The organism is Arthrobacter sp., assembly GCF_048266065.1.
Lineage (GTDB): Bacteria > Actinomycetota > Actinomycetes > Actinomycetales > Micrococcaceae > Arthrobacter_H.
This window is the reverse complement of the sequence record NZ_JBLXAH010000006.1, coordinates 110324-136787: the sequence shown is the minus strand read 5'-3', so window position 1 is coordinate 136787 and position 26464 is coordinate 110324. Positions and strand designations below refer to the sequence as shown.

Here is a 26464-nt window from a genome sequence, read left to right as displayed (position 1 = left end):
CCTCCTTGTGTAAAAAATTCACACCATGGAAAGCCGGTCCCGTTGGACCAGCGGCTCATCGTTTTGTTCTTCACGAACCATGCCTAGAACGATGTGGACGCACTTGGCTTGTCACTGAAGATAATCGCCACGATCTGTTCGACGTGTTCCACATCGATGCGTCTTTATGCCCCGCCGGGTCTGTGAAGTCGGATGCACAGCCGATCTACCTGTGCCTGGGTCAAGCCAATGCTAAGCAGATACTGGTCGGCTGCCCCGTATGTCTCATCGATGTGCTCAAGCATTTCAATGATATTTTTGGCCTGCGCGTTTTGGAGGTGAGACAGGCTTTTGACGGAGGCTTCGTCCGTTGCCTCCGCTAGTTCTTTGGCAAAGGCCTCTCGCATCCCATGCTCAGTGCGTTCGTAGTCTTCACCGATAATCTCGTCAGGAACGCCAGCCAAGCGCAACAGTATTGCACTAATCATCCCGGTCCGGTCTTTGCCAGAAGCACATGAAATCAAAACTGTGCCCTCCGGAGCATCGGCAATTTCGGTCATGATCGCCGCGATTGTAGCCGTGTTCCGTCCAAGGCTGCCTTTGTAAACGGCACCTAGCGTGACCTCGGAATCGGGATCCCTCAGTGCCTCGGCACTTGGGTCAATCAAAGGCCTCAATTTGTATCCTGGCCCTTTGACCATCGGGTGGGGCACCGCTTTCGCTTCCTCAGCCGAACGCAGATCGAGCACGCGCGCGAACGCAGGCATCGTCGCAGCAGCCCCTGGTGGTTGATAGTCAACGGGAGTCTCCGACCGCATGATCGCCCCGCGAACAGTTGTTCCACCACCGTGCAGCGGCAAACCTCCAAGGTCGCGAGCGTTGTTGAATCCAGCCAGGCAATTATCCATAGCCCGAGTATCCCCGTTAGCGTTCATTGAACGGTTATACCATGGCGGAGATCAAGTCCCTTTGCAACTCATGAGCGAACCTCTCGCCGAGCCCGAGTTCCCGATCCGCGTACCAGACAGCGGCGTCGCAGGCCTCACGCCCGGCTTCAGGATGCTCTCGCTACGACACCATCACGCCCCGCGGCGGGCGGCGATCATGTTGTGGATCGACGCGAGGGTCTCCTCGCCGTCAACGAGCGCGACCTCACCGTTCACGACCTCGTCGACGCGACGATCGATCTCCGCATCCCAGGCTGCGTCGACCTCGGCCTGCTCCGCCTCGTCGACCCGCTGGAGCGCGAGCGCGGCGACCTCGCATTCATCGGCGTCGAGGGCCTTGCCCTGCGCGATGTAGTCCTCCAGCTTCGAAGCCATGTGTTCAGGGTACGTCCGGCGCGCGGTCGTCGGCCAGGATCCGCGGCGCCTTCCGAAGCAGTCCGTGTTCAACTGCTGAGTTCTTGCTGAAGGGGAGGGCGATCACGTGGTCGCCGGGATCGACCGGCATTCCCGGCGGCACGGAACACGGGCAGACCTGGTAGAGAGCGTCGGAGGCTTGTCATCGTGGTCGAACGCGAGGTCGACGCCGCCGGTCCCGAGGACCTGTTCCCAGTTGAATCCCACGGTCACGATCGCGGTGCTCGCGAAGGAGCGCAGTGCCCCGGGCCTTTCCTCGCCCGACTCCTCGCGCTATGACCGGTCGGCGCTATAAGCGATCAGCACGAAAAGCAAGCGCCCCGCCAGGCCGAAGCCTGACGGGGCGCTTGTGCGACTATCTCAAGCGACGGCCGGAGACTACTTCGTCAGCGACCAGATCGCCGCATATTCGAGCCGATCAGCTCAACTACCGCTAATCTGGCGCAGCACGTACTGCAGGATGCCGCCGTTGCGGTAGTAGTCGGCCTCACCGGGGGTGTCGATGCGCAGGACCGCATCGAATGACTTGGTGGAGCCGTCTTCGGCGGTGGCGGTGACCTTCAGCGTCGACGGCGTGGTCCCGTTGTTCAGCTCGGTCACGCCGGAGATGGAGAAGGACTCAGTCCCCTCCAGGCCCAGGGTGGCCGCAGACTCGCCCTCGGGGAACTGCAGCGGCAGCACGCCCATGCCGATGAGGTTGGAGCGGTGGATGCGCTCGTAGCTCTCGGCCATGACGGCCTTCACACCCAGCAGTGCGGTGCCCTTGGCGGCCCAGTCACGCGAGGAGCCCGAACCGTATTCCTTGCCCGCGATGACGACCAGCGGGGTGCCGGCTGCCTCGTAGTTCACTGCGGCGTCGTACACGAAGGCCTGCGGGCCGTCGGCCTGGGTGAAGTCGCGGGTGTAGCCACCCTCGACGTTGTCCAGGAGCTGGTTGCGGATGCGGATGTTCGCGAACGTGCCGCGGATCATCACCTCGTGGTTGCCACGACGGGAGCCGTAGGAGTTGAAGTCCTTGCGGTCCACGCCGTTGGCCAGCAGGTACTGGCCGGCCGGGGAATCGGACTTGAACGAGCCGGCCGGGGAGATGTGGTCGGTGGTGACCGAATCGCCCAGCTTCAGCAGCACGCGGGCACCGTCGATGTCGGAGACCGGCTCCGGCTGCGCCTTCATGCCCTCGAAGTACGGGGGCTTGCGGACGTAGGTCGAATCGTCGGCCCACTCGAAGGTGTCGCCGGCCGGGGTGTCCAGGGACTTCCAGCGGTCGTCGCCGTCGAAGACGCCCTCGTAGCCCTTGGCGAACATCTCCTTGTCGATGGAGGCGTCCATGACCTGCTGGACCTCGACCGGGTTCGGCCAGATGTCCTTGAGGAAGACGTCGTTGCCGGCGTCGTCCTGGCCCAGCGGATCGACCTCGAAGTCGAAGTCCATGGAACCGGCCAGGGCGTAGGCGATGACCAGTGGCGGGGACGCCAGGTAGTTCATCTTCACGTCCGGGTTGATCCGGCCCTCGAAGTTGCGGTTACCCGAGAGGACCGAGGTGACGGAGAGGTCGTTGGCCTGGATGGCCTCCGAGATCTCCGGCTCCAGCGGGCCCGAGTTGCCGATGCAGGTGGTGCAGCCGTAGCCGACGATGTAGAAGCCGAGCTTCTCCAGGTACGGGGTCAGGCCGGACTTCTCGTAGTAGTCCGTGACGACCTTGGAACCGGGGGCGACCGAGGTCTTGACCCACGGCTTGGACGCCAGGCCCTTGTCCACGGCGTTGCGGGCCAGCAGCGCTGCGGCCAGCATCACCGAGGGGTTGGACGTGTTGGTGCACGAGGTGATCGAGGCGATGGACACGATGCCGTGGTCCAGGGCGAACTCGCGGCCATCTGCCATCTTCACGTCGACCGACTTGGAGGGACGGCCGATGTTCAGGCTGTCCGCGTCACCGGAGGCGTAGTTGTGGATGTCCTTGCGGAACTGCTCCTTGGCGCTGGTCAGCTCGATGCGGTCCTGGGGACGCTTCGGGCCGGCGATGGAGGGGACCACGGTGGACAGGTCCAGCTCGAGGCGCTCGGAGAAGCGGATCTCTCGGCTGGGATCGTGCCACAGGCCCTGTTCCTTGGTGTAGGACTCGACCAGGGCGACGTTCTCCTCGGACCGGCCAGTCAGGCGCAGGTAGTCCAGGGTCACGTCGTCGATCGGGAACATGGCTGCCGTGGAGCCGAACTCCGGGCTCATGTTGCCGATCGTGGCGCGGTTGGCCAGCGGCACCTGGGCGACGCCATCGCCGTAGAACTCAACGAACTTGCCCACGACGCCGTGCTTGCGCAGCATTTCGGTGATCGTCAGGACCACGTCGGTGGCGGTGGCGCCGGCGGGGATGGAGCCGGAGAGCTTGAAGCCCACCACGCGCGGGATCAGCATGGAGACGGGCTGGCCGAGCATGGCGGCCTCGGCCTCGATGCCGCCGACGCCCCAGCCCAGCACGCCCAGGCCGTTGACCATGGTGGTGTGCGAGTCGGTGCCGACGCAGGAGTCGGGGTAGGCGCGCAGCTTCCCGTCGACCTCACGGGTCATCACGGTGCGGGCCAGGTACTCGATGTTGACCTGGTGGACGATGCCCGTTCCCGGCGGGACGACCTTGAAGTCGTCGAACGCGGTCTGGCCCCAGCGCAGGAACTGGTACCGCTCGCCATTGCGCTGGTACTCGATGTCCATGTTGCGCTGGACCGCGTCCTGGTTGCCGAAGACGTCGATCTGGACCGAGTGGTCGATGACCATCTCGGCAGGTGCCAACGGGTTCACGCGGGTGGGATCGCCGCCGAGTTCCTTGATGGCCTCGCGCATCGTGGCGAGGTCGACCACGCAGGGCACGCCGGTGAAGTCCTGCATCAGCACCCGCGCTGGGGTGAACTGGATTTCGGTGCTCGGTTGGGCGTTCTCGTCCCACTGGGCCAGCGCACGGACGTGGTCGGCCGTGATGTTGGCGCCGTCCTCGGTCCGAAGCAGGTTCTCCAGAAGGATCTTGAGGCTGTACGGAAGGCTGTCGCTGCCCTCGACCGCGTTCAGCCGGAAAATTTCATACTCGTTGCCATTGACGTCCAATACGCCCTTGGCCCCAAAGCTGTCCACATTACTCACTGGGACTCCTCTCGCCAGACTTTCATCTTTGTTGCACGCCCGTGCGCCCCGCCAGTAAGGCGAACCTAACCGGCTGCGCGGCACGATGGGATGGCGGCAGAGCTCGGGGCCAGTCTATCCTTTCGGCGCCGGTACCAGTGCCCCGATGCACTCCACATGGTGCGTGTGCGGGTACAGGTCCAGCGCCCGCACCGATTCGAGCACGTAACCTTTGAGCGCAAAGTCACGGATGTCCCGGGCGAACGACGCCGGATCGCAGGAGACATAGGCGATGCGGGCCGGTCGTGCCGCCGCCACTGCGGCGACCCCGTCCCGCCCGACTCCCGTGCGGGGAGGGTCCAGCACGACCCCGACCAGGCCGCCGGGCAGCCGTGAGACCTCCTGGCGCAGGACCTTCTCGACCCTGCCCTGCCGGATGAGCGCCTGGTCCAGCCCGTGGACGTTGCGGCGGGCATCCTTGCTGGTCCCCGGCGCCCCCTCGATGGAGAGCACCACCCCCTCGGGGCCGACGGCATGCGCCAGCGGCACGGTGAACAGCCCGGCACCGGCGTAGAGGTCGGCGAAGGCCTGTCCCGGCTGGGGAGCCAGGATCTGCTGCACCGCCTCGTTCAGCGCGTCGGGGGCGCAACGGTGGATCTGCCAGAACCCCTCGCCGGTCACCCGGTACTCGCGGCCGGCAGCCCGCTCGGCAACCCAGGTCCTGCCCCGTAGTCGGCGCAGGGTTCCGGCGCCGTCGGCCGCCGATCCGCCCTGCTGGGTGATCGCCGCGACGTTGCTGCCCTCGGGCAGCGCCTTGGCGACCCTGGCCGCGGCACCCGGCCGGGCGGTGGGGTCCTCGACCAGCAGCACCAGGGGTGCCCCACCGGCCGAGGGGGCCGCCACCTCGATGCGGGCCAGTCCGTGCAGCGGCAGTGCCGCCAGTCCCAGCTCGTTGATCGCGGGGACGGCCAGGGGCATGTCCTCGATCGGAACCAGGCGGTCCGAGTGGTAGGCGTTCATGGCCAGCGCCCCGGCGGCATCGACGCTGTAGGCCGTCCGGGTCCGCCACCCCAGCCCGTTGGGCCGTTCACCGGGGGCGGCTTCCACTCCGGAAAACCCGACGTCGGAAACCTTCAGGCCGGCGAGGCGCTCGAGTTGTTCACGCACCACCGAGGCCTTCAGCTCGCGCTGGTACCCCAGTTCGGCGTGCCCGAATTCGGCACCACCGACGGGCAGTTCCCCGGCGGCATGACGGGCCAGCGCGTCGGCGGCGGGCCAGAAGTGGGGCACCCGGTGTTCGGAGGCGTCCAGGACCTCCACGGCGTCGGCCCGCCAGAACCTGGCCCCCTCCCCCGCATCGGTCAACCGGGCCCTGACGCGTTCGCCGGGCAGCGCGTGCCGGACGAAGACCACCCGGCCCTGGTAGCGCGCGACGAAGTGCCCGCCGTGGGCCGGTGCGCCGATCTCGACATCAATCAAGTCCCCGGCGCCCTGCTCTGCCTGCGTGCTCACGTGTTGCTCCCGCCGTCGTGCTGTGGTGTGTTCTGCGCCGCGTGTGCCTCGCCGCGTTCGTTGTCGAAGAGGGCGCGGCCGTGGGTTTCCTCCGAGAGCTGCCACGGGACGCTGGCCACCACGACGCCGGGCTCGAAGTGCAGCCGTGTCTTGATGCGCAGGGCCGTCTGGTTGTGCACCAGCTGCTCCCACCAGCGTCCCACGACGTACTCGGGGATGTACACGACCACGAGGTCGCGGGGGGAATCGGATTTGATGCCCTTGATGTAGTCGATGATCGGCGCGGCGGTCTCGCGGTAGGGCGAGGCCAGGACGGTGATCGGCACCGGGATCTGCAGCCGGTCCCATTCGGCGACGGTGCGCGCGGTGGCCTCCTGGTCGATGTCCACGATGATCGCATCGAGCTTGGAGGGCCGTCCGGCGCGCGCGAACGCGACGGCCCGCAGCACCGGCTTGCGCAACGTGGAGACCAGGATCAGGGCGTGCACGCGCGCGGGCAGCGCCTTGGCGGTGCCCGCCGTGTCGATCGACAGTTCTCGGTCCACCGCTGCGTAGTGGGCGTGGATCGAATACATGACCAGGTAGAGCACCACGATCGCCAGCACCGCCAGCCAGGCACCGAAGATGAACTTGGTGACCAGCACGATCACCAGCACGGCGGCGGTGAGCACGAAGCCGACCAGGTTCAGCAGGCGTGAGCGCATGATCCGGTGCCGCACCCTGGCCTTGGCGGTGCTGGCCAGCTGGCGGCTCCAGTGCCGGACCATGCCCAGCTGGCTGAGCGTGAAGGAGACGAAGACCCCCACGACGTAGAGCTGGATGAGCGTGGCGACGTGCGCGTTGAAGATCAGCACCAGTACCAGCGCGCCGACGCCCAGGGCGATGATGCCGTTGCTGAACCCCAACCGGTCCCCGCGTTTGCGCAGCTGGCGGGGCAGGTAGCCGTCGGTGGCCAGATGCGAGGCCAGGTTCGGGAAGGAGGTGAACGCAGTGTGTCCGGCCATCCACAGCACGGCGACCGTGGCGGCGAGGATGACGAAGAACCCGAAGCTGCCGGCACCGAACACCGCCTGCGCGAGCTGGCCCAACACGGGGTTCTGGATGTAGTCCGCCGGAACCGGGCCCCCGCCGGCGAGCAGGTTGGCCCGCGGGTCCTCCACCATGTGCACCTTCGCGGCGCGGGCCAGGAACATGGTGCCCAGGGTCAGCACGGTGGCGATGACCCCGAGCATCAGCAGGATGGACGCGGCATTCCGGGCGCGGGGCCGGGCCAGGTTCTGCACATTGGAGATCGGCGCCTCGATGCCCGTCAGCGCGGCGGACCCGGTGGAGAAGGCCCGCAACACCAGCACCACACCGAGCAGCCCGGTCAGCGAGGAGTCGTAGCCGGCCTCCGGCAGGATCTCGAACCCCGCGCTCGGCGCCGCCCCGAGGCTCCCCCGCGCAGCGGCGATGGCCCCGGTGGCGATCATCACCAGCATGGCGGCGATGAACAGGTACGTCGGCAGGGCCTTGCCCAGCCGGGAGCGCCCCAGGCCGCGCAGGTTCAGCAGGGCCAACAGCACGACGCCGGCACAGGCCAGCTGCGTCTGGTGGCCGTTGAGGGCGGGGAAGGCGGCGACGACATAATGTGCGGCGGAGGACATCGACACGGCCACGGTGAGCACGAAGTCCACCAGCAGGGCGGCGGCCACCGTCGTCCCGGCCCGGGGGCCCAGGTTGACGCTGGCGATCTCGTAGTCCCCGCGCCCGGAGGGGTACGCCTTCACCGATTGCCGGTAGGAGGCGATAATCACCAGCATGACTGCCATGATGGCGATGCCCACCACGGGCGAGAAGTAGATGGCCGAGAGCCCGGCGATGGCCAGGGTCATCAGGACCTCGTCGGGAGCGTAGGCCACCGAGGAGAGCGCGTTGGAGGAGAGCAGCGGAAGCGCGAGCCGGCGGCGCAGCGGCGCCTGCTTCAGCCGTTCGGTGCGGAATGGCCTGCCAACCAGGATCCGCTTCAGCGCGTCGAGGAACGTCAGCACCAGTCAAAGTTAGCCCGTGCACGGTGGATCTGTCATACACGCCGCGCCCCCACCGGCCACCGGGTGCCAGGCGTGGGAGACTGGGAACCACTTGCGGGACGCCGACGGCGCCACCGCCACGACCACCACCAGGGGAGCGTTGCATGGCCCACTTCGTCATCATGGGGTGCGGACGCGTCGGCGTCACGCTGGCCCACACGCTGGACGATGCAGGACACACCGTGGCGATCATCGACCAGGACGAGACGGCCTTCCGGCGGTTGCGCCGCGGGTTTGCCGGCCAGAAGGTCAACGGCGTCGGGTTCGACCGCGAGACCCTCGAGCGGGCCGACATCGCCAACGCCTACGCCTTCGCCGCCGTCTCCAGCGGGGACAACTCCAACATCCTGGCCACCCGTGTCGCCCGCGAAAACTACCACGTCCCGCACGTGGTGGCCCGGATCTACGACCCGGGCCGGGCGGAGATCTACCAGCGCCTGGGCATCCCCACGGTGGCCGCGGTGCGCTGGTCCGCAGACCAGGTGTTGCGCCGCATCCTGCCCGAACAGGGCATCAACGGCGACTTCCGTGAGGCCTCCGGACGGCTGATCCTCGGCGAGGTATCTGTCAATGACGCGTGGTACGGGCGCGGCGTGGCCGAGATCGAGGAGGCAGCGGGCCTGCGGGTCGCGTACCTGACGCGGTTCGGCGAGGGCATGATCCCCCGTTCGGACGACCGCCTGCAGCAGGGCGACATCCTGCACGCCATGATGGCCGTCAGCTCGATGGGCGACATCGACAGGATCCTGTCCAAACCACCGGCACCCACACCGGACGACGAGGAGGACGAGAAGTGAAGATCGTCATCGCGGGAGCCGGCAGCGTCGGGTCCTCCATCGCCAAGGAACTGATTTCCCACGGCCACGAGGTCCTGCTCATCGACGAGAAGCCGGAGGTCGTCGGACGCAGCGGGGTCCAGGGTGCCACCTGGCTGTTCGGCGACGCCTGCGAACTGACCACGCTGAAGGACGCCCGCCTGGACGAGGTCGACGTGGTGGTCTCAGCGACCGGCGACGACAAGGTCAACCTGGTCGTCTCCCTGCTGGCCAAGAGCGAATTCGGGGTCGGCCGCACCGTCGGCCGGGTCAACAACCCCAAGAACGACTGGATGTTCGACGATGCCTGGGGCGTCGACGTCGCGGTGAGCACCCCGCGCCTGATGACCGCCCTGGTCGAGGAGGCGGTGGAGGTCGGCGACGTGGTCCGGCTGCTGACCCTGCAGACCGGGGTCACATCCATGGTCGAGTTCACGGTCCCGCCCGACGCCCCGCTGATCGGCAGCACCCTCGGCGAGGTCCCGTGGCCCCAGGACACCGCGGTGGTGGCGATCCTCCGCGACGACCTGGCCATCACCCCCAGCCCCGACGACGTGATCGAGGGCGGCGACGAGCTCTTCTTCATCACCGCCATCGCCGCCGAGGACGAGTTGCGCAAGGTCCTGCGCGCCGAGACCCGCACCCGCGCCGGGATGGACGACGACGACTCGGACGCCTTCCGCGCCTGAGGCGGAACCGGGGTCAGCTGCCGGGTTCGGCGGCCGGGCGTGAAACCAGCCAGGAGAGCCACAATCCCATCGCGTACAACGGGATGCCCATGACGATCCGCGCCGCCCCCAGCGCCTCGACGTTATCCGCGAAGTACAGCGGCAACTGGACCAGCAGCCGGGCGGCGAACACCCCGACGATGATCCAGGTCGCCACCGCGTAGGCCGCACGGCGCGCACTGTCCCGGCGCCAGTCGGTGCCCTCCCCGCGGATGAACCCGAACACCAGGCCCATCAGCGGCCAGCGCACGAACACCGAGATGGCCAACGCCACCAGGTAGGCCCCGTTGGTGAAGAACCCTGGAACGTAGAAGTCCCTGGCATTGCCCGTCGTGCGGGCCACCAGTGCACAGATGACGACGCCGGCCAGGCCGGTCAGTGCCTGGGTCAACCCCGATTTGCGCAGCAGCCGCACGATCGTGAAGACGACGGCGATCGCCAGGGAGGAGACCAGCGCGGGGTTCAGGTCACGGGTGGCCATGAAGACGCCCAGGAACACGATGCCCGGCAACAGGGCCTCCACGAGGCCGCGGATGCCGCCGACCGTCTTGAGGACATCGACCTGTCCGCTGGCGGTGCGGTGGATTCCCGAGCCCTCGGCCAGGCGCCGGCCCAGGTCATCGGCGGGGTTCGCCTCGGGCTCCGAGGGCCGGCCGGTGTCAGGTTCGTCGCTCATGCGTTCTCCCAGGGGTGCTCATGCTCCGGCAGGATCTCATACCGGGGATTGAAGATGGTGGGCACGCCGTCGACGAGGGCGATCATGCCCTCGAAGCGCAGCAGCGTTCCCGCCTCGATGCCCGGGACCCGCCGCTGTCCACTCCAGGCCAGGCGGATCCTGGCGGCCGGCGTGCGGCGCCCGCCGGGGGGCGCCGGGGCGTCGACGACTCCTGCGGTGAAGACCGGTGCCTGTGTCGAGGGCAGGATGCGGATCTGCTCCACGAAGCCGCGGGCCTGGACCCGTCCGCGCGGGGGCAGCTGGCTCAGCGCCGAGCACCGTTCGACGTCGGTGGCGTCCGCCCGGCGCGGGGCCGCAGCGGCCCCCCGGCGTCGCCCTCCGGAGGCGCGTTCAGCCAATCTGGGTGATCTCCGGGCCGCGTTCGGGGCGTCCGCCCAGACCTGAATCGGCCTCGGTGGCTTCATCAGAGGGTTCCTGGCGGGCCACCGCACCGGCGGGCATCGTCAACGGGATCAGCTCGGTGGGCGGCATGGGCTGGTCCCCACGGTCCACGACCACGCGCGCGAAGCGGTCTTCCAGGCGTTCGGCCTGCGCCCGGTCCAAGGTCGCCGGTCCGCCGATCACGCCACGCAGGAACCAGCGCCCGCCATCGACGCCGATGAAGCGCGCGACCATGTAGCCCTGGGTGCCGTCCGGCCCCTCGGCGGGGACACGGGCAATGAGTTCGGTGCCGAAGCGGCCCTCGACCCGGTCGATCTTGCCGTCCTGCGCCGCGATGCTTTCCTCGATCTGCGCGGCAATGCCGTCCCACAGCCCGCTGGACTTCGGTGCGGCGAACACCTGGAGCTGCAGCCGGGAACCGTCGAGTTCAAGCGCTGCCGCGATGACGCGCTGGCTGCCTTCCTCGACCTCCAGGCGCAATTGCATGCCCTCGACGGGCTCGACCTTCAGCGCGCCGAGGTCGATGTAGTGGTCGTGCTCGGGGGCGTCGTCGACGTCGAAGGGGCCTTGTTCGTGGCCCGCGGCGGGGACAGCGGGTGCCTCCGCGTCCGATGCCACGGGCTCATCCGCGGTGGCCTCCGGTGCCTCGGCGGCTTCGTTGCCGTTCTTGGCGTTTTTGGCGTTTTTTCGTTTGAAGATCATGGGTGCTCCTTCCGGCCCGTGGGGGCCGCGGCTGTTGACGGTGGGATGGCGGCGTTCAACGCGACGTGGCCGAGGCGAATCCGCCGGTCGAGCCGAAGCCCCCGGCGCCGCGCACCGAATCGGGCAGCTCGTCAACGGGGATGAATGCCGCATGCTCCACGCGCTGGATGACCAGCTGGGCGATGCGGTCGCCACGGCGCAGCACGATCGGGGTCCGCGCGTCGGTGTTGAGCAGTGTCACTGACAGCTCCCCGCGGTATCCGGCGTCGACGGTTCCCGGTGCGTTGACGACGGTCAGGCCGTGTTTGGTGGCCAGACCGGAGCGTGGATGGACCAGGCCGACATATCCGTTGGGCAGGGCGATGGCGACGCCGGTGGGAACGAGCCTGCGCTCCCCCGGCTCCAAGGTGACGTCCTCGCGGGCCCGCAGATCGGCACCGGCATCACCGGGGTGGGCATATGACGGTGGTTCCAGTCCGGGATCGAGCATCTTGAGCTGGACGTCGAGGGTGGTGGTGGTCTGGTCGGGCATCGTGGCCGGGGTCTCCAGGGTGTTGCGGTTCATGAACGAGTTCACTCTAGCCGGGTTGGCCCCCAGCCCCAATGCGTGGGGAGGCCTCGTGGGCGAATAAGCTGGTGTCATGCCTGCTTCGAATGCCTCCGCACCGTCCACCGAGATCTACCGCGAAAAGATCTGGCCCGCCTGGTGGCTGTGGATCCTCGTGGTCGGGACCGGGTTCGCCGGCATGGCCATGTTCCTGCCCGTCAACCTGGGCCTGTCCATTGTCGTCGGCATCGTGGTGTTCCTGGCCGTGGGGATCATCATGCTCGCTTCCACCCCCACGATCAGCCTCACCGACGAATGGCTGAAGGTCGGCCGCGCCAGCATCGAACGGAAATTCATCGGCGACGTGTCGTCCTTCCACGGCGACGAGGCATCCCTGGAGCGTGGCCGGCGCCTGAATGGCACCGCCTTCCTGTGTCTGCGCGGCTGGGTTGATCCTGTCGTCAAGATGGAGGTCATCGATCCCAACGATGCCACCCCGTATTGGCTGGCCTCCACGCGCCGCCCCGAGGAGCTGGTCCACGCGCTGCAGCAAACGGCCCGCGGATGAGCCCGGCCGCGGGGCGGCGGAACGTCGTCCTGCGGACCCCGGATGCCGGCTCGCTGCCGGCGGTGCCCAGCGCTGATCGCCCGCTGGCAACAAGAAGGCATGCCGGCGCAGCTGCATCCCGGAGATCTCGGCTGGGCCTGGCAGCTGGGTGCTGCGGCACTGGCGGACCGGGTCCGTCTCTGGTCCGAGGACAACACCATCCTGGCCGTGGGCTTCCTCGATGGCCCGCGGCTGCTGCGCTTGGCCATCGCGCCCGGGGCCGGGTCCGACCGGGAGCTGGCCGAACGCATGGCGGCCGATCTCGGGGATCCGCGTCACGGTGTCCTCCCCGCCGGCCCGGCTTCCGTGGAAAACCATGCGGGGCCGGCACTGCGCCGGCAGCTGCACCAGGACGGCTGGACCGATGGCCTGCGCGGTGGTGTTCCCCGGGAGGGCTGGGGCGAAGGCGATCTCTGGACGCCGCTCAGGCGCGATCTCAGCGCTTCGGTGCCCGACCCCGGGGTCCGGATCGAGGTGGTGGGCACGTCGCGGATGGCCGAGCGGGTCGCCGTCCAGCGGGCCGCCTTCGAGGACTCGCACTTTTCAGGGGAACGCTGGCAGCTGATGGCCCGCGGCCCCGCGTATGCGTCGGCCCGTTGCCTGCTGGCCTACGACGACCAGGGCACAGCGGTGGCCATGGTGACCGTCTGGTCGGCAGGACCCGGCCGACCGGGACTGCTGGAGCCGATGGGCGTGCATCGCGATCACCGCGGCCGCGGCCATGGCCGGGCCATCTGCCGGGCGGCCGCTGCTACGTTGCGTGAGCTGGGAGCCAGCAGTGCCATGGTGGCCACGCCAACAGCCAATGCCGCCGGCGTGGCCACGTATGTGGCAGCGGGCTACCAGCGCCTCCCGCAGGTCTCCGACCTGGTGCGCGCCGGCTGACCCCGACCTTTCAGGGAACTAGCCTTCGCAGTCCGTGCAATACAAAAGGCCGTTCTTCTCCTTGGCCACCTGTGAACGGTGGCGCACCAGGAAGCACGACGCGCAGGTGAACTCATCGGACTGCGCCGGCAGGACCCTCACCAGCAGCTCTTCGCCGGAGAGGTCGGCGCCGGGCAGCTCATAGCTGTCTGCGATGTCCGCTTCGTCCTCGTCGACCACCGCCGACTGCTTGTCGGACCGGCGGCCCTTCAGCTCCTCGAGGGAGTCCTCCTTGGCATCGTCGTCGTTCTTTCGCGGCGCATCGTAGTCGGTCGCCATGGTCTGTCAATCACGCTCCGGTCATTGCTGTTCATCGGTCCGTTCAAGACCCTGCCTGCACGGTTTTGCTGGTGTGTGGGTGGGGCCGCTGGCCCCTGGATGCCCCTGGATCCGGCAGGCCGCCCGTGGGGGCCGGCCGGGGTTCCCGATCCATGGAGCACAACGTCGCGACCGGGCATTTTGTGCCCGTGACGGACAGATTGTTCACCATCGGCCCGGAAAAACCAAATCCCGTTCGGAACCCGCTCCCGCCGCCGCCCCCGGTGCCCTGGATGTTCCGGTCCCCGACCCCAATCAAACCGCGCCACACCACGGCAAATGATGGGAAAACACGGGGCCCGGTGGCAGAGTCATATCCGTACGTAGGCTTCCGTGGAGGGAAAGTATGCAGCAACTTCGGCTCGTAGGTGTCCAAGAGGATGGCGAGCACCTGCTGTTGGGCAGTGACGATGGGTCCAGCTTCGTGCTGCGCATCGACGAGGCGCTGCGCGCCGCTGCGGCCCGTCCCATCGGCCGCCCCGCAGCGGCCACCGCCGAGCGGGAGCCCACCGCCCTGTCCCCCCGGGAAATCCAGGCGCGGATCCGCACCGGTTCGACGGCGGAACAGGTGGCGCAGGAATCCGGCCTGCCGCTGGAACACGTCATGCGCTACGAGGGCCCGGTGCGCGCCGAACGCGACTACATCGCCCAGCTCGCCCGAGGCATCGAGGTGTCCTCCCCCCAGGGGCACGACACCTACCGGTCGGCGTTCGGGGATGAGCCCGCGTCGCTGGGTGAAATGGTCTCCGCCCGGCTCAGCTCTATGGGTGTGGACTCCGCGTCCCTGCAGTGGGATGCCTGGCGCCGGAGCGACGGGTCCTGGGATGTCTCCGCCTCCTTCGACCTGTCCGGCTCGAACACCGAATCCAGCATTGGCGAGGAGCCGCCGGCGCTTTGGGTCTTCCACCCGGCCCGGAAGTCGCTGCACAACTCCAACCGCTGGGCCCAGGTGCTCAGTGAGATGGAACCTGCGGAGAACGCCTTCACCAACCGGCGGTTGACGGCAGTGGCCGACCGCCCGTTCGATTTTGAATCCGACGCCGGTGGGGATGTCCAGCCGGCAGAGGGCGATTCCGCCGGGCCGTCGGCTCCGGGCAACGAGTCGGAGGAACTGCTGGACATCCTGCGTGCACGTCGCGGTCAGCGGCTGGGCGTGGACGAGGACGGTGACGATGCCCTGGCGTTGCTGCTCTCGCAGGGCTCGATCCCTGCGGCACATCCCCGCGATGAGGAATTCGTCGACGAGGGCGAGGCCCGGCGCCTGGGATTTGCCCCGGCCCACGACGCATCAGACGACGACGAGTCCCTGCCCCGGCTGCACGACGGCGTCAGCACCAACACCACCGAATACACCGTCATCCCCGGGCTCAGCGCCGAGGACTTCCGCCACGCCGACGAGTCGGTGACACGCCACGACGACGCCGACGACGAGGGCGGGCCGTCACGCAAGAAGGCCAAGCGATCCTCCGTTCCCAGTTGGGACGAGATCGTCTTCGGCAAGAAACGGGACTGACCCCCGGTTCTCCGGTTTCCCGAACGAGCGCCTATTTGGGGCTGGCCAGCACCAACAGGGGCACTTCACGTTCGGCGCGGGTCATCGAACCGTGCTGGCCGATCATCTCCATCGCCTGTGGCGTGGACCTGCGTCCGTCATAGAGCGCCAGTTCACCGCTGGCCAGGACCAGCACGTCGCCGATGCGTGCCGTGACCCGCTCATCGACGGGACCGAAATATCCCCTCTCCATGGCCTCGTCACGGGTGATGACCCAGGCCTTGGAGCCAAAGGCCTCCTTCCAGCGCCGAATCACCGTGGCCCGCACCTCGTCGGTGGTGTCGGTGGCGAAGTGCAGCTGGACGGCCCGGGGCTCCCCCGCCGTCAAGGCGATGCCCTCCAGCAATTCGGGGTACTGCGAATAATCGATGCGGGCCTCGCTGCGCACATCGACCATTCCATGGTCGGCCACCAGCAGCACCAGGGTCCCGGCCGGTGCCCTGCGGGCCAGTGTGCGCATGTTCGCGTCCAGCTCCTCCAGCTCGCTGACCCATTGCGGTGAATCGCTGCCGTAGCGGTGGCCCGCCTTGTCCAGTTCGTTCCAGTAGCAGTAGACGAGCGCGCGGTCGTGGCCCGAGAGGGCTTCCACCGTGGCCCGGACCCTGGCCTGCGGGGTGCCGGCGGGCAGGAAATCGCCGCCGCTGAGCGACGCCCGGGTCAGGGCTGAGTCCTTGAAGCGCGGCAGGCTGGCCGTGGCCACGTACAGGTGCTCGGCGATGTCGGCCAGGACGGTGCGGTACGGCTGCCAGGCCGCGGGGTCCAGGTCCCCGGGCCAGGCACCGAGCATGTTCACCACGCGCGGCACCGCCGGGTCCACCACGTCGTATCCGACGATGCCATGGCGCCCCGGGGGCAGGCCGGTCCCCAGGCTGGACAGCGATGCCGCCGTCGTGGTGGGGAAGGCTGCGTCCAACGTGCGGGAGTTCGCCAGGGCCGAGCGCAGGAACGGGGCGTGCCCGGCACGGGCCCTGAGCAGCGATTTTCCCAGCCCGTCGGCCATCACGACGCAGATCCTGCGGGCCTTCGGCAGTCCCAGGGCGTTGCCGTAGCCGGGGACGCCCAAGGCGGCGGCGGCACTGGGCATCAGCGCCGACAGGTCGGCGGAGCCGTAGCGCGGCGCGGCGGGGAGCGGTTCGGCGGGTTCCAAGCGTGGGCCGGTGGCAGCTGTCACCCGTTTCAGCCCTGGTGGTGGCCGCGGACGAACCGCCCGCCGGTCCGCGGCGTGCGGGACTCCGCAGCGGAGGCCGACCGCGGGTCCAGTGCAGTGGAGGTCGTGGCCTTGCGCAGGGCACGCGCGAAGTCGCGGGCCTCGTCGACGGCGCGCAGCCCGTCGGCTTCCGCGCTGACGCGCATGACGACGTCTTCCTTCTGCAGTGTGCCCGTGTAGCCGTGGTCCGCATCGCATTGCGGGTCGGCGCAGCCGGCCGGGGCCAGGTCCACGCGTTGTCCGCCGGACCAGGAGATCGCCAGGGTGAGCTCGCGGCTCTTGTCACTGGGACGGTATTCCTGCGGCTGCTGGTAGACGAAGCTGAGCACCACCGAGGAGATCCTGCCGATCGGGACGGTCTCGGTGGAGACCTGGGCCATGACCTGTTCGCCGGCCTCATCCATCTGCTGGTCATCGACGTGCACGATGACCATCACCTCGGCGGTCAGCACCAGGACTGTCACATGGCGGTGGACCTCGGTGTGTTCGATGTGGGTCTCCAATTGGACCAGGTGGGCCAATGGCTCCATCCCGTCCAGGGCGTCTTCGACGACGTCGGCGACGAGGCGCGGGTAGAACCCGGCCCGTTCCAGTGCGCTGTGCAGGTCACGGCCCGAGGCCGAAGTACGGGAGAACATGTCCCCAGTCTAGCGGCGCCGGCCGCTGCGTCCCCACCCCGGTCCCGGGGCTCAGCGCATGGCGCGCCGGGCGCTGTCGGTGCGCTGGGCGGGGTTGCCGATCCTGACATCCGCCGCCAGCACTGTCACGGTGCCGGTCGAGACCAGGACCGGGTTGAATTCCATCAGCGCGACTTCGGGGTGGTCGTCCTTCAGCGTGGCCACCCGGTTGAGGAAGTCCTCCAGCCCGGGGACATCGACCGCCGGGAATCCCTGGTAGCCGAACAGCCGCTGCGAGGCCCGGGGGGATCGGACGAAGTCGGACAGGTCGGTTGCCGTCAGCGGCGGAATGGCATGGGCCCAGTCATCGAGCAGGTTCACGGCGTCGCCGGCCAGGCCAAAGGACACCAAAGGCCCCAACAACGGGTCCTCCAGGGCACGCACCACGCATCCCTGCCCCGAGGGGGCCATGGTCTGCACCTCCAGGTCGTCGGCACCGAAAGGGCGCAGCATCTGCTGCATGTGGCGGATGTTCGAGCGCAACGCGTCCTCATCGGTGATGTTCAGCCGGACGCCGCCCAGGTCCAGGCGGTGACGCAGGTACTGGTCCCTGGCCTTCAGCGCCACCGGCCATCCCATGCGGTGCGCGGCCCGCACGGCTTCGTCCTCGTCGGCAAACGGGGCGGACTCCAGGACCCCGATCCCATAGCAGGCCAGCAGCTCGGCAGCGGCCTGCGGGGACAGGGTGAGCAGATCCGTCCCCCGCACCTCCTGCATGTGCCGGGCCAGGAGTTCATCGGCCCGGGCGCGGTCGATGCCCTCCGACTCGATGTGGAGGCCGAAGTCCCGGTCACGCCATGCCACGTACCGCACCATTTCGGATAGCGCCTCGATCGCCCCACCGGGTGAGACATAGGTGGGGACGGCCTGCTGCAGTGGTGCACCGGGATCGCCGTCGTTCCCTGTCGCCGCAGGGGTGTCTGCGGGGCCGGCCGCCGGCGCCGGTGCGGGCGGCTGGGGCATCTGCAACAGTCCCACGGCAGGCTCCGCGGGGTCCATGATCCCCGTGAAGGACGCCAGCACGGTCTTGCCGGCCTCCCGGCCGGCCTCGTGCAGCACGGCAGCCAGTTCGCGATGCGTGATCCCGGGGACGGGCAGCACGGCCAGGACCAGGCAGTCGACTTGGTCGCGGGCCAGCAGTGAGCGCAGTGTCCGGCGCAGCCGGGGCAGGGCCTGGGAGGCGCCATCGTGGAGCACCAGTTCACGTTCGCGCAACACGACGTTGAGCTCATGTTGTTCGGCGTTGTCCTCCACCACCCGGGCCAGCGCCGAGGAGTTGGCGACGACCGCCAGGCCATTGCCGCGGGGCAGCGGCTGGGTTGCGAAGAGCTGGGCGACATCCATCAGCAGTTCATTGGACGAAACGCGGATGACCCCGGATTGGCGGAGCATCGCGTCGACGGCGCCCAGCGGCGCCTGGGTGGTGCGCACTGCGTGCCCCGGGGGAAGCCGCAGGCCCATGACGTCGGATTTGGCCAGCAGAACCGGTTTGCTGCGGGCCAGACGGCGGGCGATGCGGGAGAACTTGCGCGGGTTGCCGAAGCTTTCCAGGAACAGCGCGACCACACTGGTGGCCGGATCGTCCTCCCAGAATTGCATGGCGTCGTTGCCCGACACGTCGGCCCGGTTGCCCGCCGAGACGATGCTGGAGACCCCGATCCCCCGTCGGCTCGCTGCGGAATAGAGCAGGACCCCGACGGCGGCCGACTGACTGAACAGCCCGAGTCCGCCGCGCCGCGGCATGCCGGGTGCCATGGAGGCGTTGAAACTGACCTCGGGAGCGGTGTTCACCAGGCCCAGCGACGCCGGTCCGATCAACCGCATGCCGTTGCTGCGCGCCATCCGCACCAGTTCGCGCTGCCGGCGCAACGCCTCGGCCTGGTCGGCCAGGAAAGTGCCGGTGACCACCAGCAGGCCGCGCACGCTGTGGGCCCCGCAGTCGGCCACGACGGACTCCAGCTCCGCTTCGGGCACCGCGACGACCGCCAGGTCAACCGGCTCCGGGACGTCGGCCAGGGAGCCGTAGGAGATCATTCCCGCCAGTTCCAGGGCATCAGGGTTCACCGCGTAAACGGTCCCGGTGAAACCACCCTCGATGATGTTCTCCAGCAAGGTGTACCCCACAGAACCCCACTGCCGGCTGGCGCCGATGACGGCGACGGAACGCGGTGCCAGCAGACCGGCCAACGATTGGGCCTCGGCCCGGTGTTCGCGCGATTCCATGACCGCCCGCGACTTGTCGGTGGGGTCGATCGGGAATTCCAGCATGACAACGCCGTCGTCGAACCTGCGCTTGACCTCATAACCGGCCTCGGCGAAGACGGTGAGCATCTTGCGGTTCTCCGGCAGGACCTCGGCGCTGAAGCGCTCGATGCCGTTTTCGCGGGCCGCTGCCGCGAGGTGTTCGAGCAGGATCGACCCGGCACCCTTGCCCTGCGTGTTGTCGGCGATGTTGAACGCGACTTCGGCCTCGAGGGGATCATCAAGCCGGTCGTACCTGCCGATCCCGATGATCTGCTGGCCGCGCAGCACGATCATCGCGACCCGGTTGACGTGGTCCACCTGGGTGAAACGGGCGAGCTCACGGGCCGTCAGCTTGGACTTGAAGGTGAAGAACCGCAGGTAGATGGAGGTCTCGGACTGCCCTGCGTGGAAGCGCTGCAGTTCCTCGGCGTCGGAGGGGCCGATCGGCCGCAGGTGGGCCGTGGTCCCGTCACGCAGGACGACATCGGCTTCCCAATGGGCCGGATATTCAGCGTTTTCCACCTCGTGCACCATAGGCTTAGCCTACGGCCTTCCCGCGCGGATCCGCTGCGATCCGGCACGCCGGGACGATGCGCCCGCTGCGGCGCCGTCCGGCCCAGGCCGGAAAGCACCAGCACCGATTCGAGGAATCCCACATCATGGCCCGCAGGCAGACACCGGAACCACCGCAGGACTTCGTCGAGAACATCGTCGATATCGACGTGACCTCCGAGATGGAGGGGTCGTTCCTGGAGTACGCGTATTCGGTGATCTACTCCCGCGCCCTGCCCGATGCCCGCGACGGGCTCAAACCGGTCCAGCGCCGCATCCTGTACATGATGACCCAGATGGGCCTGCGCCCCGAGAAGGGGCACGTCAAGAGCGCCCGCGTGGTCGGCGAAGTCATGGGCAAGCTGCACCCCCACGGCGATACGGCGATCTACGACGCCATGGTCCGCATGGCCCAGCATTTTGCCCTGCGGCTGCCCTTGATCGACGGGCACGGCAACTTCGGCTCACTCGACGACGGCCCCGCCGCCCCCCGCTACACCGAAGCACGGTTGGACTCCCCCGCCGTGGCCATGACGGACCACCTCGACGAGGACGTCGTGGACTTCGTCCCGAACTACGACAACCAGCTGGTCCAGCCGGAGGTCCTGCCGGCGGCGTTCCCCAACCTGCTGGTCAACGGAACCACGGGCATCGCGGTGGGCATGGCCACCAACATGGCCCCGCACAACCTCGGTGAGGTCGTCGCAGCGGCCCGGCATCTGGTGGAGAACCCCGAGGCCACGCTGGCGGAACTGATGAAGTTCGTCCCCGGTCCCGACCTGCCCAGTGGCGGCCTGGTCATCGGCCTGGACGGCATCAAGGACGCCTACACCACCGGCCGCGGCTCCTTCAAGACCCGGGCCAAGGTCGAGCTCGAACAGATCAGCGCCCGCCGCAGCGGACTCGTCGTCACCGAACTGCCCTACATGGTCGGCCCGGAAAAGGTCATCCAGAAGATCAAGGATGCCGTCACCGCCAAGAAGCTCTCCGGAGTCGCGGATGTCGTGGACCTGACGGACCGCAAGAACGGCATGCGCCTGGTGATCGAACTCAAGAACGGGTTCAACCCCAACGCCGTGCTGCAGCAGCTCTACAAGTACACCCCGATGGAGGACTCCTTCGGGATCAACAACGTCGCCCTGGTCGACGGGCAGCCGCGCACCCTGGGGCTGCGCGAGCTGCTCGAGGTCTACATCGCCCACCGGCTCTCCGTGGTCACCCGGCGCACGGCACACCGGCTGGGCAAGAAGAAGGACCGCCTGCATCTGGTGGAGGGGCTGCTCATCGCCATCGTCGACATCGACGAGGTCATCCAGATCATCCGCACCTCGGATGAGACGGCGGCTGCCCGGCAACGGCTGATGGCCGTGTACGACCTCTCCGAGATCCAGGCCAACCACATCCTGGAGCTGCGCCTGCGCCAGCTGACGAAGTACTCGCAGATCGAACTCGAGAAGGAACGCGACGACCTGCAGCGCGAAATCGAGCGGCTCAGCGCCATCCTCGCCTCCGACGAGCTGCTGCGCGGGCTGGTCTCCAGCGAACTGGCCGAGGTCGCCGAACGCTACGCCACCCCACGGCGTACCGTGCTGCTGAAGTCCGAATCGGCCACCCCGCTCAAGGGCACCACGATGCCGGCCCCGGTCGGCGCGAGCGCCAAGGCGCCGTTGACGCTGGAGATCGCCGACGACCCGTGCTGGGCCGTGCTCTCCAGCTCCGGCCGGCTGGCCCGCACGGCAACCCGCGACCCCCTGGCCGCCGATGGCCCACGGGTCAAGCACGATGTGCTCACGTCCCTGTTGCCCGTGACCGCGCGCGGCGAAATCGGTGCCGTGACCTCCACCGGCCGCATGTTGCGCCTGCAGGTCCTGGACATGCCCGTCCTTCCGGCCACCACCTCGTTCCCGCACCTGGCCGACGGCGTTCCCGTCACCGAGTTCATCTCGCTCGCCAAGGGCGAGACAGTCATCGGGCTGGTCCCGCTGAACGCCGTGTTGGCGGTGGGTACGGCGCGCGGAGTCGTCAAGCGCGTCACCGCCGACTACCCGTTGAACCGTGACGAATTCGAGGCGATCACCCTCAAGCCCGGGGACCGGGTCATCGGCGTCTGCGTTCCCGGGGAGGACGATGACCTGGTGTTCATCTCCGCGCAGGCACGGCTGCTGCGCTACCCGGCCTCCGGCGTCAGGCCACAGGGCCGCACTGCGGCAGGAATGGCCGGCATCAAACTGGCCGCCGACGACGAGGCCATCTTCTTCGGTGCCGCCCGGCCCGATGACGACCAGGCCGTCGTGGTCACCATTGCCACCGGCGGCGCGACGCTCCCCGGAACCGGTGCCGGCACCGCCAAGGTCACTCCCCTGTCCGAATACCCGGCGAAGGGCCGGGCCACCGGGGGCGTGCGCGTGCACCGTTTCCTCAAGGGCGAGGATGCGCTGGCCCTGGCGTGGGCCGGGCACGGCCCCGCACGGGCCGCCTCCTCCGCGGGCATCTCACGGGCGCTGCCGCTCGAGCACGGCCGTCGTGACGGTTCCGGCGTCCCGCTCTCCAGCAAGGTCGACGTCCTGGGTGGCGCCCCCCTCGCCCCGGAATCGGTCGGCGAGCCGGCCCCGCCGATCGACCGCGCCCCGCAGGAAGAGGCGGGGGCCCCAGCACCATCGGCTCCGGAGCCCACCGGCCGTGCCGCGGCCACCCCCCGTGCAGCGGGGCGCCGAACGGCGGGCCCGGCGGAGCCCACCGGCGACTTCCTGCCCGGTTTCGAACCGGAAGCCCCCCGGCGGGCCCCCCTGGCGGCTCCCGAAGAGGACAGCGTGCCCTTCGCCGATTCAGCGGTCGTCGAGGTCGAGGGACGCGGGACGACGCCGGTGCAACCCTAGGCAGCCCACCGCACCACGGGTGCGCCGGTGGCCCGGCCGCTCAGGCGGGAACCGGCGTGCGTGCGGCCCCAGCGGACAGGTCCAGGATGGCATCGGCCGTCGAAGCCATGGCCCGGTCGTGGGTGACCATCACGACGGCTACCCCGGACAGGGCACGGCGCAGGTCGGCGACCAGCTCCGCTGCCTCGTCCTGGCCCAAGTGCGCCGTGGGCTCGTCCAGCAGGACCACGTCGGCCCGGGCCACCAGTGCCCGTGCGACGGCGAGCCGCTGCCGCTGTCCTCCCGATAGCCGGTGGCCTCCGCTGCCGATCCTGGTATCCAGTCCCCGCGGCTGGGCGGCGAACCACGGCCCGAGTCCCACGGCCATCATCGCCGCGTGCAGCGTGGCCTCGTCCACGGGATCGTCGTCACCACGTCCTAGGCACAGGTTGTTCCTGACCGTGGAGTCGAAGAGATGCGCCTCCTGGGGGCACCAGGCGATCCGTCCCATGAGCGGTGCCGCCGCCGCGGGATCCACCCACGGATCGTGCAGCGCCCCCGAGCCGTCCAGCAGCCGCAGGGACCCCGCAGCGGGTCTGACCAGACCCAGCAGCACGGCCAACAGGCTGGACTTCCCGGAGCCCGAGGGCCCGGTGATGGCCAGCCATCGACCGCGCGTGACCCGGGCCCGGACCTGGCTGGTCACCGGCGGCCCATCACCCCACGCGACGGCCACCTGATCCAGCTCCAGCCCCTGGAGCCGTGCCGTGGTGCCCGGGGTCGCAGGAAGGGGCGCCGGCGCCTCGTCGTCGGGGGCCACAATCGTGGCCACCGCATCGAGGCGGTCCAGGAACAGAGGGAGCTTCGATGCCGCGTCGGTGGCGTTGGCGAAGGGCTCATGCAGGCTCAGCGCGAGGAGGGAGACCACCGCCAGCAGCGCTCCCGCGTCGGCGCCGGCCAGTCCGTCGGCGGCGGCAACCACCAGGCAGGCGATCGCTGCCAACCCCGAGGCCAGGACGGCGACGGCCTCCCCCAGGCCCGAACCCGCCGCGGCACGGACCAATGACTCCGAGGCCTCGCTGTCCCGTTGGCCGAAGCCCGCGACGGCGGCATCGGCGCGGCCGTGGGCCCGCAGGTCCCCGGCGGCGCGGAGCAGCGTGGAGATCCGCCCGGCGAGCCAGCTGCGGTGCCGTGCAGCCCGCACCGCGGCACCACGCTCGAGCGCAAGGGCCAGTGCGGGTCCGATGACGAAGCCCAGGGCCCCGGCGATGCAGAAGATCCAGGTGGTGCCGGGCACCAGGATGGCCGCGGTGACGACCGATCCGGCCCAGGCCAGCACGGCGGCCGGCCACGGAACCAGCACGCGGGGCGCGGCATCGCGTACTTCATCGACGTCGGCCACCAGGTGCGTCAGGGCGCCACCGGACCGGGTGATCCGCCCCCAGCCCGCGGGACGGGCGGACAGGGCCTCCCACAGCTGCCCGCGCAGCACGGTGGCCCAGTCGAGCACCGCACGGTGGACTGCCAGTTGCTGGACGTACCGCAGTGCGGCGCGCCCGAGCCCGAAGAACCGCACGCCCACGATGGCGACCATGAGCACCATCATGGGCGGCCGCGTGCTCGCGTTGACGATCAACCACCCCGAGACGGCGGTCAAGGCGGCACCGGACAGGACAGCACCCGCCGCCACCAGGACTCCCCCGCCCAGCCCCGAACGCCACCAGCGCACCGAGGCCAGCACCCGTCGGCGGCCCGCCCATCGCCGGCGGCTGGTTGCCGGGGCGTCGGTGGTGGACCGTGCACGCTCCGGCGGTGCGGGATCCCCCCTGCCGTCCGGGCAGACCACGCCGGAGGCGCCGTCGGCAGCGGGGGCAGCGCGGCGTGGGTCGGTGCCCGGAGCCCCTGCCGCCGCGTTGTCCTCGCGCAGCAGGGCGGCCAGCGTCCGGTCGTGGGTGGCGACCACCACCGCCACCTGCCCGCTGATTGCCGCCAGGGCCGCGCGCACCGCGGCGGCGCTGGCGTCATCCAGATGCGCCGTCGGTTCGTCGGCGAGCACCAGCACTGCCCCGCCCTGGCGTACCCGGAGCAGCCCCCGGGCCACGGCGATCCTGCGGCGTTCGCCGGGGCTGAGTGTCTCGAGCGGCAGCTGGGCCAGGTGGGAGGCGTTGACCTCGCGCAGGACGGCGGCCAGCTCCTCGCCGTCGGCATCCGGGGCGTGGAAGGCCAATTCGGCGGCAGCCGTCGGCTCGGTGAAGCGGGGGTGCTGCCCCATCCAGGCACACCGCCCCGCCTCCGGTACCTCCACGGTTCCCGCCACGACCGTGTCGGCCGGCAGGGTCCCGGCCAGTGCGTGCAGCCAGGTGGACTTGCCGCTGCCGGAGGGGCCGTCGAGCACCGTCACGAAGCCCGGTTCCAGCCGGAGGTCGCCGTTCCGGACCGCGTCGTCGGACGCCCCGGCATATCGGACCCGCAGGTCGCGGACCTCCACCGTGGGGCGGTCCGCGCCCCCGGCGTGGGTCCGCCGCGGGCCGTGCCCAGCGCTTCCCCCACCCGCCGGCGCTGGCCCGGCCTGGCCATCCTTGCCGGCCGCGTCCGGGCCGATGAGCTCCTCGGCACGGCGCAGCGCCTCGACCCCGTCCTCGGAGGCGTGGAACGCGGCACCGACGGCCCGCACGGGGAGGAAGACCTCGGGTGCCAGGATCAGGGCCAGCAGCCCGACCTCCAATCCGAGGTCCCCGTAGACCAGGCGCACGCCCACGAAGACCGCCACCACGGCCACGGAGATCGTGGCGATCAGTTCCAACGCGAAGCCGGAGAGGAACGCGGTTCGCAGCGTGCCCATGGTGGATTCCCGGTACTGCCGGGACACCGCTGCCAGACCGCGCCGGCGTTCCCCGGCCCGGCGCAGCCCGATCAGCGCCGGAAGCCCCTGGGCCAGTTCGGCCAGTTGGTTGGACAGCGCGTCCAAGCCGGCAGCTGCGGCGGCGATGCGGTCGCGGGTATGGAGCCCGATCAGCGCCATGAACAGCGGAACGAGCGGCACCGTGCAGACCAGGATGACGGCACTGACCCAGTCGGCGGCGAGGATGCGCGCGCCAATGAACACGGGGACGACGGCGGCACCCACCAGGGCGGGAAGGAACGTGGTGTAGTACTCGTCCAGCCCGTCCAGTCCGCGAGTGGCCAGTGCTGCCACCGCGCCCTGGCCCGGGGCCTCGTCCGGGCGGGATGGTCGGGCCCTGCCGGTCAACACCGTGCCGACCAGCCGGCGGCGCAACCGTTCCTTGGCGCCCAGGGCCACCCGCTGCGACGTGTAGGCCAAGGCCCAGGTGGAGACTGCACGGAGCACGACGCCGAGGCAACCCGCAGCGAGGACAGGCGCCAGGGCGCCCGCGGTGTTCCCGGGCTCCGGGACCGCCACCGCGGTGATCCCGGTCGCCAGGGCCTGCCCGACCAGGATGAGTCCCACGGCCTTGAGTGCGGACAAGGCAGCCAGCACTGCCAGCTGGCGGCGCGGCACCTGGCGCAGGGCCCGGTGGGGGCCGGCGGTTGCCGTGGGTCCGGTGGAGGTCGGCGTGGCCATGATGTCC

General features: G+C 69.3%; 20 protein-coding genes. 6 read left to right on the top strand and 14 right to left on the bottom strand.

The genetic code is table 11. The features are described from left to right. Positions 1 to 164 precede the first annotated feature (164 nt). The 5 genes from ACN0TP_RS11385 to ACN0TP_RS11365 form a co-directional block, all read right to left on the bottom strand. The gene (locus tag ACN0TP_RS11385; RefSeq protein ID WP_417219065.1) at positions 165 to 887 is read right to left on the bottom strand and encodes a tyrosine-protein phosphatase; all 723 of its coding nucleotides are present in this window, start codon (positions 885 to 887) and stop codon (positions 165 to 167) included. A 171-nt stretch (positions 888 to 1058) separates the two neighbouring features. Continuing rightward, positions 1059 to 1301, bottom strand: a complete 243-nt coding sequence (locus ACN0TP_RS11380) for an addiction module protein (RefSeq protein ID WP_417219062.1) — start codon at positions 1299 to 1301, stop codon at positions 1059 to 1061. 462 nt (positions 1302 to 1763) lie between these two features. Continuing rightward, positions 1764 to 4469: an aconitate hydratase AcnA gene (gene acnA, locus ACN0TP_RS11375; protein ID WP_417219060.1), complete on the bottom strand. Its 2706-nt coding sequence runs from the start codon at positions 4467 to 4469 to the stop codon at positions 1764 to 1766. A 114-nt stretch (positions 4470 to 4583) separates the two neighbouring features. Beyond that, positions 4584 to 5960 carry a class I SAM-dependent RNA methyltransferase gene (locus ACN0TP_RS11370; RefSeq protein ID WP_417219057.1) on the bottom strand — a complete coding sequence of 459 codons (1377 nt, stop codon included), beginning with the start codon at positions 5958 to 5960 and terminating at the stop codon, positions 4584 to 4586. Continuing rightward, a complete protein-coding gene (locus ACN0TP_RS11365) occupies positions 5957 to 7990 on the bottom strand; it encodes an APC family permease (RefSeq protein ID WP_417219055.1) in 2034 nt (677 codons plus the stop codon). The genes ACN0TP_RS11370 and ACN0TP_RS11365 overlap by 4 nt, the downstream gene beginning before the upstream one ends. A 143-nt stretch (positions 7991 to 8133) precedes the next feature. On the opposite strand from ACN0TP_RS11365, the gene ACN0TP_RS11360 reads away from it, so the two are divergent. Continuing rightward, positions 8134 to 8826 carry a potassium channel family protein gene (locus tag ACN0TP_RS11360; protein WP_417219052.1) on the top strand — a complete coding sequence of 231 codons (693 nt, stop codon included), beginning with the start codon at positions 8134 to 8136 and terminating at the stop codon, positions 8824 to 8826. Beyond that, the gene (locus ACN0TP_RS11355) at positions 8823 to 9533 is read left to right on the top strand and encodes a potassium channel family protein (RefSeq protein WP_417219050.1); all 711 of its coding nucleotides are present in this window, start codon (positions 8823 to 8825) and stop codon (positions 9531 to 9533) included. The genes ACN0TP_RS11360 and ACN0TP_RS11355 overlap by 4 nt, the downstream gene beginning before the upstream one ends. A gap of 13 nt (positions 9534 to 9546) precedes the next feature. Here ACN0TP_RS11355 and ACN0TP_RS11350 read toward each other — a convergent pair whose 3' ends face one another. The 4 genes from ACN0TP_RS11350 to dut are packed head-to-tail and all read right to left on the bottom strand — an operon-like array spanning position 9547 to position 11956. Beyond that, entirely contained in the window at positions 9547 to 10248 is a 702-nt protein-coding gene (locus ACN0TP_RS11350; protein WP_417219047.1) for a DUF3159 domain-containing protein, read from the bottom strand. Beyond that, complete coding sequence (locus ACN0TP_RS11345; RefSeq protein ID WP_417219045.1) at positions 10245 to 10646, bottom strand: hypothetical protein; 402 nt, start codon at positions 10644 to 10646, stop codon at positions 10245 to 10247. The genes ACN0TP_RS11350 and ACN0TP_RS11345 overlap by 4 nt, the downstream gene beginning before the upstream one ends. After that, positions 10639 to 11391 (bottom strand): DUF3710 domain-containing protein, encoded by a 753-nt coding sequence (locus tag ACN0TP_RS11340; RefSeq protein ID WP_417219043.1) that lies wholly within the window; start codon positions 11389 to 11391, stop codon positions 10639 to 10641. Before ACN0TP_RS11340 ends, ACN0TP_RS11345 begins: the two co-directional genes overlap by 8 nt. A 55-nt stretch (positions 11392 to 11446) precedes the next feature. After that, the gene (dut, locus tag ACN0TP_RS11335; RefSeq protein ID WP_417219041.1) at positions 11447 to 11956 is read right to left on the bottom strand and encodes a dUTP diphosphatase; all 510 of its coding nucleotides are present in this window, start codon (positions 11954 to 11956) and stop codon (positions 11447 to 11449) included. A 76-nt stretch (positions 11957 to 12032) separates the two neighbouring features. Between dut and ACN0TP_RS11330 the strand changes: the two genes are divergently transcribed. Both ACN0TP_RS11330 and ACN0TP_RS11325 read left to right on the top strand, forming a co-directional pair. Continuing rightward, the gene (locus tag ACN0TP_RS11330) at positions 12033 to 12506 is read left to right on the top strand and encodes a DUF3093 domain-containing protein (protein ID WP_417219039.1); all 474 of its coding nucleotides are present in this window, start codon (positions 12033 to 12035) and stop codon (positions 12504 to 12506) included. A gap of 99 nt (positions 12507 to 12605) precedes the next feature. Continuing rightward, positions 12606 to 13430, top strand: coding sequence for a GNAT family N-acetyltransferase (locus tag ACN0TP_RS11325; protein WP_417219037.1), 825 nt, complete (start codon positions 12606 to 12608; stop codon positions 13428 to 13430). A gap of 18 nt (positions 13431 to 13448) precedes the next feature. On the opposite strand, the gene ACN0TP_RS11320 is transcribed toward ACN0TP_RS11325, so the two are convergent. Then, positions 13449 to 13748: a DUF4193 domain-containing protein gene (locus tag ACN0TP_RS11320; RefSeq protein ID WP_417219035.1), complete on the bottom strand. Its 300-nt coding sequence runs from the start codon at positions 13746 to 13748 to the stop codon at positions 13449 to 13451. Positions 13749 to 14133: 385 nt separating this feature from the next. Between ACN0TP_RS11320 and sepH the strand changes: the two genes are divergently transcribed. Beyond that, positions 14134 to 15300, top strand: coding sequence for a septation protein SepH (gene sepH, locus ACN0TP_RS11315; protein ID WP_417219032.1), 1167 nt, complete (start codon positions 14134 to 14136; stop codon positions 15298 to 15300). Positions 15301 to 15331: 31 nt separating this feature from the next. Here sepH and ACN0TP_RS11310 read toward each other — a convergent pair whose 3' ends face one another. From ACN0TP_RS11310 to ACN0TP_RS11300, 3 genes are read right to left on the bottom strand one after another with little or no spacing between them, the layout of a single operon-like run. Next, a complete protein-coding gene (locus ACN0TP_RS11310) occupies positions 15332 to 16510 on the bottom strand; it encodes an alkaline phosphatase family protein (protein WP_417219029.1) in 1179 nt (392 codons plus the stop codon). A 5-nt stretch (positions 16511 to 16515) separates the two neighbouring features. Continuing rightward, complete coding sequence (locus tag ACN0TP_RS11305) at positions 16516 to 17184, bottom strand: DUF5998 family protein (protein ID WP_417219027.1); 669 nt, start codon at positions 17182 to 17184, stop codon at positions 16516 to 16518. 51 nt (positions 17185 to 17235) lie between these two features. After that, the gene (locus tag ACN0TP_RS11300) at positions 17236 to 20001 is read right to left on the bottom strand and encodes a GNAT family N-acetyltransferase (RefSeq protein ID WP_417219024.1); all 2766 of its coding nucleotides are present in this window, start codon (positions 19999 to 20001) and stop codon (positions 17236 to 17238) included. 125 nt (positions 20002 to 20126) lie between these two features. Here ACN0TP_RS11300 and ACN0TP_RS11295 point away from each other — a divergent pair, with 125 nt between their 5' ends. Continuing rightward, complete coding sequence (locus ACN0TP_RS11295; protein ID WP_417219020.1) at positions 20127 to 22895, top strand: DNA topoisomerase (ATP-hydrolyzing); 2769 nt, start codon at positions 20127 to 20129, stop codon at positions 22893 to 22895. A 40-nt stretch (positions 22896 to 22935) separates the two neighbouring features. Here the strand turns inward: ACN0TP_RS11295 and cydC are convergent, their stop codons facing one another. Next, complete coding sequence (gene cydC, locus ACN0TP_RS11290) at positions 22936 to 26457, bottom strand: thiol reductant ABC exporter subunit CydC (protein WP_417219018.1); 3522 nt, start codon at positions 26455 to 26457, stop codon at positions 22936 to 22938. Positions 26458 to 26464 lie beyond the last annotated feature (7 nt).

Bases quoted from the DNA above. Each gene is read 5' to 3' on its own strand.
- ACN0TP_RS11385 (WP_417219065.1), bottom strand. From the start codon at position 887: ATGGATAATTGCCTGGCTGGATTCAACAACGCTCGCGACCTTGGAGGT.
- ACN0TP_RS11380 (WP_417219062.1), bottom strand. From the start codon at position 1,301: ATGGCTTCGAAGCTGGAGGACTACATCGCGCAGGGCAAGGCCCTCGAC.
- ACN0TP_RS11360 (WP_417219052.1), top strand. From the start codon at position 8,134: ATGGCCCACTTCGTCATCATGGGGTGCGGACGCGTCGGCGTCACGCTG.
- ACN0TP_RS11350 (WP_417219047.1), bottom strand. From the start codon at position 10,248: ATGAGCGACGAACCTGACACCGGCCGGCCCTCGGAGCCCGAGGCGAAC.
- ACN0TP_RS11340 (WP_417219043.1), bottom strand. From the start codon at position 11,391: ATGATCTTCAAACGAAAAAACGCCAAAAACGCCAAGAACGGCAACGAA.
- dut (WP_417219041.1), bottom strand. From the start codon at position 11,956: ATGAACCGCAACACCCTGGAGACCCCGGCCACGATGCCCGACCAGACC.
- ACN0TP_RS11330 (WP_417219039.1), top strand. From the start codon at position 12,033: ATGCCTGCTTCGAATGCCTCCGCACCGTCCACCGAGATCTACCGCGAA.
- ACN0TP_RS11325 (WP_417219037.1), top strand. From the start codon at position 12,606: ATGCCGGCGCAGCTGCATCCCGGAGATCTCGGCTGGGCCTGGCAGCTG.
- ACN0TP_RS11320 (WP_417219035.1), bottom strand. From the start codon at position 13,748: ATGGCGACCGACTACGATGCGCCGCGAAAGAACGACGACGATGCCAAG.
- sepH (WP_417219032.1), top strand. From the start codon at position 14,134: ATGCAGCAACTTCGGCTCGTAGGTGTCCAAGAGGATGGCGAGCACCTG.
- ACN0TP_RS11305 (WP_417219027.1), bottom strand. From the start codon at position 17,184: ATGTTCTCCCGTACTTCGGCCTCGGGCCGTGACCTGCACAGCGCACTG.
- ACN0TP_RS11300 (WP_417219024.1), bottom strand. From the start codon at position 20,001: ATGGTGCACGAGGTGGAAAACGCTGAATATCCGGCCCATTGGGAAGCC.
- ACN0TP_RS11295 (WP_417219020.1), top strand. From the start codon at position 20,127: ATGGCCCGCAGGCAGACACCGGAACCACCGCAGGACTTCGTCGAGAAC.
- cydC (WP_417219018.1), bottom strand. From the start codon at position 26,457: ATGGCCACGCCGACCTCCACCGGACCCACGGCAACCGCCGGCCCCCAC.